Below are 13207 nucleotides of genomic sequence, written 5' to 3' on the forward strand. Positions count from 1 at the left end.
TAGTGGGAGAAGGAGTGGTTCAGGGCGCCCAGCGCCGCTGTATCAAGTCTAGGCGGGAAGCGCGGCGTGGCCCGCAAGGATGCGCTCCAGGGACGTGAGGAAGGCCGTGGTTTCCGGCTCGGTACCGGCCGTGACCCGCAGGTGCCCGGGAATTCCCACGTCGCGGATCAGCACGCCCGCGTCCAGCAGTTCCTGCCAGACCTGGTGCGGGTTCTCCAGGCCGCCGAAGAACACGTAGTTGGAGTCGGACGCGGCAGGCTTGAGGCCCATCCTGGTCAGCTCAGCCACAATGCGGTCGCGCTGCTGCTTGATGTCCTGCACATCGGCCATGAGCGCTTCGCGGTGCTGCAGGGCTGCCAGGGCGGTTGCCTGGGTGATCGCGGACAGGTGGTACGGAAGGCGCACCAGGCGCAGGGCATCGGTGACCTCCGGGGCCGCGGCCATGTAGCCGAGGCGTGCGCCGGCGAGTGCGAAGGCCTTGCTCATGGTGCGGGAGACAATCAGCCGCTCCCTGCCGGGCAACAGGGTCAGGGCGCTGGGCGTGCCGTCGTGGGCGAATTCGTGGTACGCCTCGTCCACGATGACGATGGTCTGGCTTGGAGCACCGGCCTCGTAGACAGCCTCGACGACGTCCAGTCCCAGGCCGGTGCCGGTGGGATTGTTCGGCGAGCAGAGGAACACGATGTTCGGCTGCAGCTCCCTGACCTGCCGGGCAGCGGATTCTGCGCTGAGGTCGTAGCCCTCGGCCCGGACACCGGTGATGTATTCGGTGTCGGTGCCGCTCGCCAGCAGCGGGTACATGGAGTACGTGGGCGGGAAGCCCAGGGCGGTGCGGCCCGGGCCGCCGAACGCCTGGAGGATTTGCTGCAGGACCTCGTTGGAGCCGTTGGCGGCCCACAGGTTGGTTTCGTCGAGGCCATGGCCAAGGTATTCGGCCAGGGCCTTGCGGAGCTCGGTGAACTCCCGGTCCGGGTAGCGGTTCAGGCCGGCGGCGGCCTCCGTCACGGCGGCGCTGATGGCGGCACGCACGTCCGCCGGGACGCCATGGGTGTTCTCGTTGACGTTCAGGAGAATGGGGACGTCCAGTTGGGGCGCCCCGTAGGGAGTCAGCCCGCGAAGGTTGCTGCGGAGGGGTAGCCGGTTCAGGCGTTCTAGCTGGTCGTTCACCTGAACAGTTTAGTTGCCGTGGCAACTACCGGAAAATATGACACTTTTGGCCTGCCTCGGAAACGCCCGGACGAAGAGCTGGCGGCAGCCTCCGGGGGACGCGCACCCGCAGTCACCAGGCCGCGGCGCCAGGCTGCCGCTCCGCGGTACCCGCTCAAGAAGGGGTCAGTGGCTGGGGACGAAGAGCTGCTGCCCGGGCAGGACCGCGCCGGCGGACAGGTTGTTGAGCTGGACGATGTCCGCCACGACGTCCCGTGCATCCCGGTTCGGGGCCACGGCACCGGCGATGGACCAAAGGGACTGGCCGGGCTGGACCGTGACTGTCACCGTGGGCGTCACGGCGAGGTCCGCGGCGGAATCGGAGGCCTTGGCCGGGGAGTGGAAAAGTCCCGCCAAGGAGAGCAGCAGGACCGCGAGGAGAATCAGCGGCACTCCCACCAGGACGATCCGCCCCCGCCGGGTCAACCGAAGCGGCGCCGGTGATGGCGCAGTTCCGGCACTGATCCGCCGGCTGCCGGACGAGTGGCGCTCCCCGGCCAGGAACTCCGGACGCGATATGTGGGAAAGAGTTAAAGCTGACATGAACTGAGCCCTCCTGGACCTGCCGTGCTGCCCGGGTGTCCGCCGCTGCCGTCCTGCCTGCCGTGCCGGAATACCAATCTCTTCCGGCCAGGTCTTCGAACAGGCCATGCAATGGTTAGAACACATATTCGAACTTTGCTTACTAAGTTTTAGCACCTATCAACGAACAATGTCGAGACTCGCTAGAACAAATGTTTGAAAAAGCAATGTGGCTGGCCTAGCTTGGAAACCAAGAACAACCACCACTGAAGTTGAACAGCAGGGTCTGACAATGACAGCGGTGACCCTTCACGCAACGCCGGCCTACGGCGTGGGGCGGAAGATCCGGCGGCAAGCGAAAGGCATTGGCGAACATGGCAGCAGCAGCCGCCGGGGGCAGGACGGCCCCGCAACCAAAGAGGACTCCGAAGGGGCTTACCCCGCGGCAGAAGAAGATCCTCGAGACCATCCAGCGGTCCGTCAATGACAACGGCTACCCGCCCTCAATGCGCGAGATCGGCGACACGGTGGGCCTTGCGAGCTTGTCCAGCGTGACCCATCAGCTGTCCCAGCTGGAGAAGCTGGGCTACCTCCGGCGCGACCCGAAGCGGCCGCGAGCCATGGAGGTGCTCATGCCCCTCACGCTTGACGGCGGCGGCGGGGAGCCGATTGCCGCCTCAGCGCCGCAGACACCCGGCGCCACCGTAACGGAGCTGCCTACCGCGCTGGACACCGCCATGGTTCCGCTCGTGGGCCGGATTGCCGCCGGCGGTCCCATCCTCGCCGAGCAGCTCGTTGAGGATGTCATGCCGCTCCCCCGCCAACTTGTGGGCCAGGGTGAACTGTTCATGCTCAAGGTGGCCGGGGACTCCATGGTGGACGCCGCCATCTGCGACGGAGACTGGGTCGTGGTGCGCCGCCAGGCGGACGCCGTCAACGGTGATATCGTCGCTGCCCTGCTCGATGACGAAGCAACCGTCAAGACCTTCCGCCAGCGGGACGGCCACACCTGGCTGCTCCCGCAGAACACGCAGTACGAACCCATCCTGGGCGACCACGCGACCATCATGGGCAAAGTGGTTTCGGTGCTGCGGTCCCTCTGACACCGCCTGTCACCTCCGGCCGCGGCAGGCCTCTATTCAGAGGCCTCCGCGCCGAGCCTGGTGAGTGCGGCCAGCGCCTTGCTGCGGTCCGTAGTGGACCAGAAAGGCGGCAGCGCGGCCCGCAGGAAGCCCGCATAACGTTCGGTTGCCAGCCGCGAATCCAGCACCGCCACCACTCCTTTGTCGCCGGTTGACCGGATCAGCCGCCCGGCGCCCTGCGCCAGCCGGATGGCCGCGTGGGTAGCCGACACCGACATGAAACCGTTGCCACCGGCCTGGGCCACGGCCCGCGACCGAGCTGTCATGAGGGGATCGTCCGGCCGGGGGAAGGGAATCCGGTCGATCACCACGAGCCGGCACGACCCGCCCGGAACGTCCACCCCCTGCCACAGGGACATAGTCCCGAAGAGGCAGGTATCCGGTTCGTCCGCGAACTGCTTGACCAGGGCGGTCATGGTTGACTCGCCCTGGCAGAGCACGGTCATATCGAGCTTGGGCCGCAGGGCATCGGCGGCCTCCTCCGCAGCCCGACGCGAGGAAAAGAGGCAAAGAGCCCCGCCACCGGATGCTTTGATGAGCGCCTCGAGCTCCTCCAGGGCTTCCGGCGAAACACCCCGGCCCGGTTTGGGCAGGTGTCCCGCCACGTAGAGGATGCCCTGTTTGGGGTAGTCGAAGGGTGAGCCGACATCCACCCCCGTCCAGCTGGGAGCTCCGTCGCCTATCAGTCCCAGCCCGCCCGCTGCCGGTTCGAACGCGGACCCGATGGCCAGGGTGGCAGAGGTCAGCACAACAGTGTGGCCGGCGAAGAGTCCTTCCCTCAGCCGCCCGGCAACGGACAGCGGCGCGATGTTGACCAGCACCGGCGCATTCTCGTCAGGCTGGGAGTAACCCTGGCCGGGGTCGAAGGTGCTCGCGCGCGAGAACCAGACCACTTCGCGGTTCTCCCGGGCAGCCAGCAGCCGTTCGCATAATTCAAGGATCAGCATGAGGCGGGACCGGGCGAGCTGCCGCCCGCCGTCGGCCGTGGTGTTGCTGTCCCCCTTGGAATCGGACAGCGCCGCGCGGCAGGCCTCACGCAGCTGGTCCACGCAGTCCAGCTGTTCGTCGTTCAGGCCGTTGGGCAGCAGGCCGTTCGGGGCCCCGGCGAGGGCCAGCTCAAGGTTGGCGGCCGCAGCGTTCAGGGCGTCAACGGTGATGGCCGTGTGTTTGCGGGCACCTGATGCGGCGGCGTGCACCATGGCGACGGACAACTGCCCGGAGACGGCCCCGGTGACGCGGTCCTGCAGTTCATGCGCCTCGTCCACTACCACGACGTCATATTCGGGCAGCACGGCGAGCCCCTCGAAGGCGCTGACGGCGAGCATGGCGTGGTTGGTCACCACGACGTCTGCCTCGGCCGCGTCCTGCCGCGCCAGTTCACTGAAGCACTCAGCGGCCATGGGACATTTTTGCGCCCCCAGGCATTCCATGGAGGTCACGGACACCTGCCGCCATGCACGGTCGGTCACGCCGGGAAGGAGCTCGTCACGGTCGCCGGTGGCCGTTTTTTCGGCCCACTCCCGCAGCCGCACCACTTCCTTGCCCAGCTGGGAGGCGGGACCGCCCACAGATGCGGCGAAGTGCGGCACGCTGGTGTCCTCGCCCAGGGAGAACAGCTGGCCCTCCGAAGGCTCTTCGGAAGGGAACCCGCCCTCCACCTTGTGGCGGCAGACGTAGTTGGACCGCCCCTTGACCAGGGCCACTTTGACGGGCCGATCCAGGGCCGGGGTGATGTTCTTCAGGAGGCGGGGCAGGTCCCTGCCCACGATCTGGGTTTGCAGGGCCAGCGTGGCCGTGGACACCAGGGCGGGCTTATTGCTTTCCAACGCGTGGGCAATGAGCGGTACCAGGTAGGCCAGGGACTTGCCGGTCCCGGTGCCGGCCTGGACCAGGAGATGGTTGCCCGAACTGATGGCCCGGGCCACCTGGCGGGCCATTTCGTGTTGTCCGGTGCGGCTTTGTCCGCCCATGCCGGCGACGGCGCGGTCGAGCAGTTCAAGGACGAACTGCTCGCCGGCCGCCTGCGCAGCTTCCCCGGCCGCGAGGTCAGTCATTGAGGGCGAATGGTTCCAGCTCGGATGCCAGGCCCTCGCGGACCATCACCACGGCCCTGGTACCTTCCTCAACGTGGTCGAGGTGGATGATTTCGGCGTCGGATTCGTGCAGCTTGCTGAGCAGGTCGCCCCGGTCGTACGGAATGAGCAGTTCAAGCTTCACGCTGGGCCTCGGGATGGCGTCGCTGATGGCCTTCAGCAGCTCGGCAATACCCTCACCCGTCCGGGCCGAGACCACCACATGGCGTGGTTCGCGCTGCTTCAGCCGCTCAATCACGAAGGGATCGGCGGCATCGGCCTTGTTCAGCACGATGATCTCAGGCACCTTGCGGGCGTCAACTTCGCTGAAGACCTTCCGGACCGCGGCGATCTGGCCCTCGGGATCGGGGTGCGAGGCGTCCACCACGTGCAGGATCAGGTCCGAATCGGCCACCTCTTCGAGGGTGGAGCGGAAGGCCTCCACCAGCTGGGTGGGCAGCGAGCGGACGAAGCCCACGGTGTCGGCCAGGGTGTAACCCAGGCCGTCAGCGGTTTCGGCCTTGCGGACGGTGGGATCCAGGGTGGCGAACAAGGCGTTCTCCACCAGGACGCCGGCGTCGGTGAGCCTGTTGAGCAGGGAGGATTTCCCCGCGTTGGTGTACCCGGCAATGGCCACCGACGGTACCTCGTTACGACGGCGGTTGGCCCGCTTGGTTTCCCGCGCCGGCTTCATCGCGGCGATCTCGCGCCGAAGCTTGGCCATGCGCGTACGGATCCGGCGCCGGTCCAGTTCGATCTTGGTTTCACCCGGGCCGCGCGAGCCCATGCCGGCGGCGGCGCCACCCACTTGGCCGCCTGCCTGGCGGGACATCGATTCGCCCCAGCCGCGGAGTCGGGGAAGCAGGTATTCCAGCTGTGCCAGCTCCACTTGGGCCTTGCCCTCGCGGCTCTTGGCGTGCTGGGCGAAGATGTCCAGGATCAGGGCCGTACGGTCGATCACCTTGACCTTGACGATGTCTTCGAGGCCACGACGCTGCGAGGGTGCGAGCTCGGCGTCCACCACCACGGTGTCCGCACCGGTGGACATGACGATGTCCTTGAGTTCGAGCGCCTTGCCCGAGCCCAGGAACGTTCCGGGATCCGGCTTGGCCCTCCGCTGTACCAGCCCGTCGAGGACCTCGGAGCCGGCCGTCTCGGCGAGGGCGGCAAGCTCGCGCAGCGAATTTTCGGCGTCGGCCAGTGTTCCGTCGGACCAGAGCCCTGCCAGGACCACGCGTTCCAGGCGGAGCTGGCGGTATTCGACCTCGGTGACGTCTTCGAGTTCGGTGGACAACCCTGCCCTGCGGCGCAGGGCCCGGCGTTCCTCGAGGTCCTGCTGGTCGCCGTCGAACGTTGAATGTTCTTCGTCGAGGCGGGATATGGCCTGGGCCTTGCCGAGCACGGCTTTTCCGGTGCCGCTGCCGTCGCCGCTGGGCGTGCTGACTTTCCGGGCCGGTACGTCCTTGGCGAGGATCCGGTCGATGACAGCCTGGATTTCCTCGGGACTCATGTCCTGGGCGGCTGGATCGGACCCGGTGTTTGGCTGGCTGGTCATGGTCTCCTTTGAAGATTCGGCATTTCCAGAATAGTGCCGATTAGTTGGAAGGTGGGAAGAATTCGCGCTGGGCTGACGGCCTGCGGTCATGCAGTCCTCCTGATGGTGGGGCCGCCGGCGGCGGTGCCGGGGCCGGGATGCCGCGTTGCAGGGGCGGCTGGGCGGGCGAGGCCGGAGAATTGCAGGAAGCGCAGCAGAAGGCTGACGTTCGAGTACTGTCCGGCGGCCGGGCCTGGACGGAATGGTCCGGTCCGGTGCACAAGCGGAAGGCATGGGAACCTGCGTCGCTGTGGGACGGGCTGCCTCTGCTGGGCAGCGGCAGGAACGGGCGGGGCCCGTACCGGCTACTCGAAGATCAAGAACATGCCCATTAGCCTAACAGAGGGGCGCAGGCACAGTTTCCCATTACGCTGCAGGGGGAACTACTCTGGCCAGTTATGGAGTCCGCTCACTATTTCAGCACGTCCCCCGCCGGGCCCTTTACCCGCAAGCCCCTCACCGTGGAACTGGCCGGCGGAACGCGCAGGCTCCAGACCTCCTCGGGCATTTTCAGCCCGGACGGCATCGACAAGGGCACTGCAGTACTTCTGGCGGAGGTCCCTGCGCCGAACCCCCACGGCAACCTGTTGGACATTGGTTGCGGCTGGGGGCCGGTGGCCCTCACCATGGCTCTGCTGGCGCCCCAGTCAAGGGTCTACGCGGTGGACGTCAACGAACGGTGCATCACCCTGACCAACGAGAATGCCGAGGCGCTGGGCCTGTCCAATGTCGTTGCCAGCACGCCTGAGGCCGTAGACCCCGAAGTGCGTTTCGACACCATTTGGTCCAATCCGCCCATCAGGATCGGCAAGGAAGAACTGCATGCCCTGCTGAAGCTGTGGCTCCCCCGCCTGGCTGAGGGCGGGACGGCGTGGCTGGTGGTCCAGAAGAACCTGGGCTCGGACTCGCTGCAGCGCTGGCTGGCCGCCGAACTGGACAGCTCCTTCACCGTGACGCGCGAATCGACCGCCAAGTCCTTCCGGATCCTGAAGGTCAGGAAAGCGTCCCGCTCGCCACAATGACCGCCGGACCGCTGAGCTCAACATGCTCGTGGCCGCCGGGTCCGGCGAAGAACTTGACGCCTACAACCCCTCCGGGAACATGGACGCGCCAGACGTCGGGAGCCTCGGCACCTGCCCAGTGCCGGATGGCGACGGCGGCCGCGCAGGCGCCCGTGCCGCAGGATTGCGTCTCCCCCACACCGCGCTCATGCACGCGCATGGTCACCGATCCGACGCCGTCGTGCACAAGGGGCTCAGCCGGAACGACGAACTCCACGTTGGTACCGTTTGCCGGGACGGGATCGACTTTCGGCGCGGTGAAAAGCCGGGTGCCGGCCAGCTCGGACAGCTCGGCGAGGGCCACCACGGTGTGCGGGTTGCCCATGCTCACGGACAAGGCCGGCCGGGGAACCTCCAGCCCGTCGGCAGCGACGAGGGAATCCATGGCCTTGGCACTGGCTTCGCCGGGAAAGATGAACTCCCAGGGGCCCATGTCCACCGCGTAGTCGTTCCCGGTACGGACCACGGTCTTTACCCCGCCGCGCGTCCCGATGGCAAGTGAACCGCCGTCGGGCAGGTCGATCAGCCCCTCGGTGCGCAGGAAGTGGACGAACACCCGGACCCCGTTTCCGCACATTTCGGACAGCGAACCGTCCGCGTTCCGGTAATCCATGAACCATTCCGCGCCGGGGGTGTCCAGCAGCAGTTCCCTGCCCTCCGTCAGGAAGCGGGAGGGCACGGCCCTGATCAGCCCGTCGGCGCCGATTCCCTGGTGCCGGTCGCAAAGGGCCGCTGCCTGGTGCGCATCGAAGCTGCGGGTGCCCTCAGGATCGGCCACCAGGACGAAGTCGTTGCCCGTGCCGTGCCCCTTGGAAAAGCGGAGGCCGCCCATGGCACGAAGGGCGGATCCGGACGTTTCGACGGGGGTAGCATTCATGGTCCCAAGCGTAGCGGCGGATGCCGCTGCCGCTGAAACCGCGGCTACCTGCAGAGCAGTGCAGCCTTGCCGGCAAGTTCCGGATCCTGCCAGTCCAGCCACGTGATGCGGGGGTCGGCGCGGAACCATGTGAGCTGGCGGCGGGCAAATTGGCGGGTGGCCACAATGGTTTCCTCCGCAGCGTCCGCCACGGTTGAGGCGCCGTCGAGGACCCGCAGGAACTGTGAATAGCCGAGGGCCCGGGAGGCTGTCTTCCCGGTCCGCAGGCCTTGGGCGTCAAGCGTCCCCACTTCTGCCAGCAGCCCGGCGTCCACCATCCGGTGGACCCTGGCTGCCAGGCGCTCCCGCAGGACATCACGGTTCACGGCCAGGCCCACCTGGACAGCCGGCTGGTGGTACTCCCGGCGGGGCATGAAGGAGCTGAAAGGCCGTCCGGTGAGTTCGTGGACTTCCAGGGCGCGGATGATCCGCCGGGCATCAGAGAGCCGCTCGGCCGACACGGGATCCACCGCGCGGAGCCTTGCCAGGAGTTCTGCCGTCCCGCGTTCCGCGTATTCGGCCTCAAGCCGGGCGCGCAATGAGGCGTCCGTACCGGGGAACTCCAGTACGTCCAGGGCGGCCCGTACGTAGAGCCCCGAGCCGCCGGCGAGGATGGCCCTCTTGCCGCGGGCATGGACAGCCGCTATCACGTTGCGGGCCTGCTCCTGGAATGTGGAGACGCTCGCTTCCTGCGTGACGTCCATGACGTCCAGGAGGTGGTGCGGCACGCCCTTGCGCTCGGCCACGGAGATCTTCGCGGTGCCGATGTCCATTCCCCGGTAGAACTGCATGGCGTCGGCGTTGATGACCTCGCCGTCGAGTTCCAGGGCAAGGTTGACGGCAAGATCCGATTTGCCGGAGCCAGTGGGACCGACGACGGCGATGACGGGCGGGGCGACCACCGGTCAGCGGGTGCGCAGCGGCAGCGAAGGCATGCCCAGCGAGACACCCTTTTGTCCAGCCCCGCTCCCCGGCACCGGCGCGCCGCAGGAATCGGCCTGCGACCGGTCCCACGCGTCCCCGGCGCGCGACCTGCGCAGGCTGTAGTCCTCGGGCGTGGGGTCGGCCACCAGGTGGAAGGCAGCGGCTTCGGTGATGGTGACTGTTACGAGGTCGCCCGGCCTCGGGGCCGGCGCGCCTTCAGGAACCGAGAAATGTACCAGCCTCTGGTCCCTGGACCGGCCGGAGAGCCGGTGCGTCTCCTCAGACTTGCGCCCCGACTGGGCGGTGACCATGACCTCCAGCCGCCGGCCGAGCTGCTTCCGGTTCTCCTCCGCGGCGATCCTGTCCTGCAGTGCGGTGAGCCGTTCGAACCTTTCCTGGACCACGGCCTTGGGCAGTTGGTCCGGCAGGTCGGCGGCAGGGGTCCCCGGCCGCTTGGAGTACTGGAAGGTGAAGGCGGTGGCAAAGCGCGACTTCTCGACGACGTCGAGCGTGGCCTGGAAGTCCTCTTCCGTCTCGCCGGGGAAGCCGACGATGATGTCGGTGGAGATGGCGGCGTCCGGGATCCTGTCCCGGACCTTGTCCAGGATGCCGAGGAACTTGGTGGACCGGTAGGACCGCTTCATGGCCTTCAGGATGCTGTCCGAGCCGGACTGCAGCGGCATGTGCAGCTGGGGCATGACATTGGGTGTTTCCGCCATGGCCTCAATGACGTCGTCGGTAAACGCCGCCGGGTGCGGGCTGGTGAAACGGACCCGTTCCAGCCCGTCGATTTCGCCGCAGGCACGGAGGAGCTTGGAGAAGGCCTGGCGGTCGCCGAACTCCACTCCGTAGGAGTTGACGTTCTGGCCAAGCAGCGTGACTTCGATGGCGCCGTCGTCCACGAGGGCCTGGATTTCGGCGAGGATCTCACCCGGGCGGCGGTCCTTTTCCTTACCCCGGAGGGCCGGCACGATGCAGAACGTGCAGGTGTTGTTGCAGCCAACGGAGATGGACACCCAGCCGGAGTACACGGAGTCGCGCTTGGTGGGCAGCGTGGACGGGAACACGTCCAGGGACTCCAGGATTTCCAGCTGTGCTTCGTCGTTGTGCCGGGCCCGGTCGAGCAGGGCCGGGAGCGCACCAACATTGTGGGTGCCGAAAACGGCGTCGACCCAGGGCGCCTTCTTGAGGATGGTTTCCCGGTCCTTCTGGGCCAGGCATCCGCCCACGGCGATCTGCATCCCGGGGTTCGCCGCCTTGACGGGCGCCAGGATCCCGAGGTTTCCGTAGAGCTTGTTGTCAGCGTTTTCGCGCACCGCGCAGGTGTTGAACACCACGACGTCGGCTTGCTCGCCTTCCGCGGGAACGTACCCGGCGTCTTCAAGGAGTCCCGCCATCCGCTCCGAGTCGTGGACGTTCATCTGGCACCCGAACGTCCGCACCTGGTAGGTACGCGGCCGGGCTCCGGGCTGCGGACCCGTCCCGGGTTCAACGGAAGGGGTGGTGCCGGAATGGGGGGAAGGAATGGTCAAACTCACCCGTTAAGGGTACCGGCTTTGGAGCGGGTCACCGTCGGGATCCTGGACTGAACCGAGTACCTCATTGACGATCCTGAACGCCTGCCCGGGCTGGTAGCCCTTTCGCGCCAGCATGGACGCCAGACGGCGCACTGCTTTATCCCGTTCGGCCGGGTCTGACAGGTTTGTTCCGGGCCGCAGCTTGCGCTCAACCAGGGTCCTGGCGGCAGTTTCCTCGTCGGCGTCGGTCACTTGTTCCAGGGCCGCGGCAGCGGTTTCGGGGTCGATGCCCTTCTCCGACAGCTCGCGCCGGAGGGCTCCCCTGGCGAGCTTGCGGGACTGGGATCGGCTCCTGACCCACATGTCAGCAAATTCGGCGTCATCGATCAGGCGGACTTCCTGGAATTTGTCCAGGACTTCCTCTGCAACGCGTTCCGGAATGTTCCGTTCGGCCAGTTTCCGGGCAAGCTGCAGCCTGCTCTTCGGCGAGGCCGTCAGTTGCCGGTACACGATGGCCTTGGCCACCCCGGCAGGATCCGGTTCGGCGTCCTCTGCCAGGGGATCTTCGGGCACAGCAGACCGCTCCGTTGCCCCACGGGCGGGGTTGGCGGAGCGGCGCCGCCGGGAACCGGATTTGGGTGACCTGGCGTCGGGAGGATGCGCCTCGGGAGACCATGTCAAGGGCTAGAACCCGTCGACGGCTTTCAGCTTGGGCGTGTCCTTGGACTCGTCCTCCGCCGGCTTCACGCCCACACCGAGTTTCTCCTTGATGAGGCGCTCCAGTTCGGCGGCAAGCTCGGGGTTGTCGCGGAGGAACCGGCGCGAGTTCTCCATGCCCTGGCCCAACTGGTCGCCATCGTACGTGAACCAGGAGCCGGACTTCTTGATGATGCCGTGCTCGACGCCCATGTCGATAATGCCGCCTTCGCGGGAGATGCCCTGGCCGTAGATGATGTCGAACTCGGCCACCTTGAAGGGCGGGGCCATCTTGTTCTTTACGATCTTGGCCTTGGTCCGGTTGCCGACCGAATCAGCGCCTTCCTTCAGGGTCTGGATGCGCCGGACGTCGATGCGGACCGACGCGTAGAACTTCAGCGCCTTGCCACCGGTGGTGGTTTCGGGGGAACCGAAGAACACGCCGATCTTTTCGCGGAGCTGGTTGATGAAGATGGCGGTGGTCTTGGTCTGGCTCAAGCGGCCGGTAATTTTACGCAGTGCCTGGCTCATGAGCCGTGCCTGGAGGCCAACGTGGCTGTCGCCCATGTCGCCTTCGATTTCAGCACGCGGAACCAGGGCGGCGACGGAGTCGATGACGACGATGTCCAAGGAGCCGGAGCCCACCAGCATGTCCATGATTTCCAAGGCCTGTTCACCGGTGTCCGGCTGCGAGACCAGCAAGGCGTCGGTATCCACGCCGAGCTTCGCGGCATAGTCCGGGTCCAGGGCGTGCTCGGCGTCGATGAAGGCAGCGATGCCACCCAGCCGCTGGGCGTTGGCAACGGCGTGCAGTGCCACGGTGGTCTTACCTGACGATTCCGGCCCATAGATCTCCACCACACGGCCACGGGGCAGCCCGCCAATGCCCAGGGCGACGTCCAGGGCAATGGACCCGGTAGGGATGACTTCGATGGGGGCACGGACTTCGTCGCCCAGGCGCATCACCGATCCCTTGCCGAACTGCTTGTCAATCTGGGCAAGTGCTGCTTCCAGCGCTTTTGCACGATCCGGGGCTGCCGCCATGGTTGACACCTCTAATGCTTTCTCGATGGTGGCCTGTGCGGCCGTCTTGTTGGTCATCTCTGACGCTAAGGGGACCCACTGACATTCCGGCCTCAGGACATCGGCTATGTGGATAAACCCAATAGAAAGAGCATAGCGTTATCCGAACAGGTATTCGAAGAGGATGGTCGCGCGGCGTGTCCGGCAAGGGTTCCCGGACCGGTCGGCAGGAGGGCCCGGCCGGCCGGCGGATGGAGGGTGCCCCGCGGGAATCAGTCGCGGCGGGGGGCTATGTCCCGGCCGAGCCGGCGGTCCGCCGGCACGTCCTGGAGGTCGCAGACGGCAAGCCAGACCTTGCGCGGTTCCACGCCGGCGGCCAGTGCCTGGTCCGCGGTTCGCCCGCCCACCCCGGCCAGGACCAGGGTACTGCTCAGCACTCGGGAGTAGCCCGCGCCGAACTCGTCATCCATGAGCCGCCAGTAGTCGCTGATTCGCATCGGTAAATCCTCTCATGATTGGGGACCCTAGAATTGT

General features: G+C 66.7%; 12 protein-coding genes. 2 read left to right on the forward strand and 10 right to left on the reverse strand.

From position 1 onward, the window contains the following. Positions 1-48: 48 nt before the first annotated feature. Together C563_RS0118785 and C563_RS0118790 are read right to left on the reverse strand one after the other, a co-directional pair. Complete coding sequence (locus C563_RS0118785; RefSeq protein WP_018763619.1) at positions 49-1167, reverse strand: histidinol-phosphate transaminase; 1119 nt, start codon at positions 1165-1167, stop codon at positions 49-51. Positions 1168-1332: 165 nt separating this feature from the next. Continuing rightward, positions 1333-1749 carry a LysM peptidoglycan-binding domain-containing protein gene (locus C563_RS0118790; protein ID WP_231369931.1) on the reverse strand — a complete coding sequence of 139 codons (417 nt, stop codon included), beginning with the start codon at positions 1747-1749 and terminating at the stop codon, positions 1333-1335. A gap of 353 nt (positions 1750-2102) precedes the next feature. On the opposite strand from C563_RS0118790, the gene lexA reads away from it, so the two are divergent. Then, positions 2103-2831, forward strand: coding sequence for a transcriptional repressor LexA (gene lexA / locus C563_RS0118795; RefSeq protein ID WP_018763621.1), 729 nt, complete (start codon positions 2103-2105; stop codon positions 2829-2831). 32 nt (positions 2832-2863) lie between these two features. Here lexA and C563_RS0118800 read toward each other — a convergent pair whose 3' ends face one another. Further along, positions 2864-4924, reverse strand: coding sequence for an ATP-dependent DNA helicase (locus tag C563_RS0118800; RefSeq protein WP_018763622.1), 2061 nt, complete (start codon positions 4922-4924; stop codon positions 2864-2866). Further along, positions 4917-6497, reverse strand: coding sequence for a GTPase HflX (hflX, locus tag C563_RS0118805; RefSeq protein ID WP_018763623.1), 1581 nt, complete (start codon positions 6495-6497; stop codon positions 4917-4919). Before hflX ends, C563_RS0118800 begins: the two co-directional genes overlap by 8 nt. Positions 6498-6934: 437 nt before the next feature. Between hflX and C563_RS0118810 the strand changes: the two genes are divergently transcribed. Then, positions 6935-7558 carry a class I SAM-dependent methyltransferase gene (locus C563_RS0118810; RefSeq protein WP_018763624.1) on the forward strand — a complete coding sequence of 208 codons (624 nt, stop codon included), beginning with the start codon at positions 6935-6937 and terminating at the stop codon, positions 7556-7558. Here C563_RS0118810 and dapF read toward each other — a convergent pair. The 6 genes from dapF to C563_RS0118840 form a co-directional block, all read right to left on the reverse strand. Then, positions 7530-8474, reverse strand: a complete 945-nt coding sequence (gene dapF, locus C563_RS0118815; protein WP_026265106.1) for a diaminopimelate epimerase — start codon at positions 8472-8474, stop codon at positions 7530-7532. The genes C563_RS0118810 and dapF overlap by 29 nt on opposite strands. A gap of 44 nt (positions 8475-8518) precedes the next feature. Next, positions 8519-9415 (reverse strand): tRNA (adenosine(37)-N6)-dimethylallyltransferase MiaA, encoded by an 897-nt coding sequence (miaA, locus tag C563_RS0118820; RefSeq protein WP_018763626.1) that lies wholly within the window; start codon positions 9413-9415, stop codon positions 8519-8521. Between the two features lie 3 nt (positions 9416-9418). After that, complete coding sequence (gene miaB, locus C563_RS0118825) at positions 9419-10975, reverse strand: tRNA (N6-isopentenyl adenosine(37)-C2)-methylthiotransferase MiaB (protein ID WP_026265108.1); 1557 nt, start codon at positions 10973-10975, stop codon at positions 9419-9421. A gap of 3 nt (positions 10976-10978) precedes the next feature. Then, positions 10979-11527 carry a regulatory protein RecX gene (locus tag C563_RS21625; protein ID WP_018763628.1) on the reverse strand — a complete coding sequence of 183 codons (549 nt, stop codon included), beginning with the start codon at positions 11525-11527 and terminating at the stop codon, positions 10979-10981. Positions 11528-11638: 111 nt separating this feature from the next. Further along, complete coding sequence (gene recA / locus C563_RS0118835) at positions 11639-12694, reverse strand: recombinase RecA (protein ID WP_026265110.1); 1056 nt, start codon at positions 12692-12694, stop codon at positions 11639-11641. A 251-nt stretch (positions 12695-12945) separates the two neighbouring features. Then, entirely contained in the window at positions 12946-13170 is a 225-nt protein-coding gene (locus C563_RS0118840; protein ID WP_018763630.1) for a DUF3046 domain-containing protein, read from the reverse strand. Positions 13171-13207: the final 37 nt, after the last annotated feature.

Origin of the sequence: Arthrobacter sp. 135MFCol5.1 (assembly GCF_000374865.1) — a bacterium.
Lineage (GTDB): Bacteria > Actinomycetota > Actinomycetes > Actinomycetales > Micrococcaceae > Arthrobacter.

Excerpts from the sequence above, each read along its gene's own strand:
- dapF (WP_026265106.1), bottom strand. The coding sequence starts at position 8,474 with ATGAATGCTACCCCCGTCGAAACGTCCGGATCCGCCCTTCGTGCCATG.
- C563_RS0118810 (WP_018763624.1), top strand. The coding sequence starts at position 6,935 with ATGGAGTCCGCTCACTATTTCAGCACGTCCCCCGCCGGGCCCTTTACC.
- hflX (WP_018763623.1), bottom strand. The coding sequence starts at position 6,497 with ATGACCAGCCAGCCAAACACCGGGTCCGATCCAGCCGCCCAGGACATG.
- C563_RS0118790 (WP_231369931.1), bottom strand. The coding sequence starts at position 1,749 with ATGTCAGCTTTAACTCTTTCCCACATATCGCGTCCGGAGTTCCTGGCC.
- C563_RS0118800 (WP_018763622.1), bottom strand. The coding sequence starts at position 4,924 with ATGACTGACCTCGCGGCCGGGGAAGCTGCGCAGGCGGCCGGCGAGCAG.
- lexA (WP_018763621.1), top strand. The coding sequence starts at position 2,103 with ATGGCAGCAGCAGCCGCCGGGGGCAGGACGGCCCCGCAACCAAAGAGG.
- C563_RS0118840 (WP_018763630.1), bottom strand. The coding sequence starts at position 13,170 with ATGCGAATCAGCGACTACTGGCGGCTCATGGATGACGAGTTCGGCGCG.
- recA (WP_026265110.1), bottom strand. The coding sequence starts at position 12,694 with ATGGCGGCAGCCCCGGATCGTGCAAAAGCGCTGGAAGCAGCACTTGCC.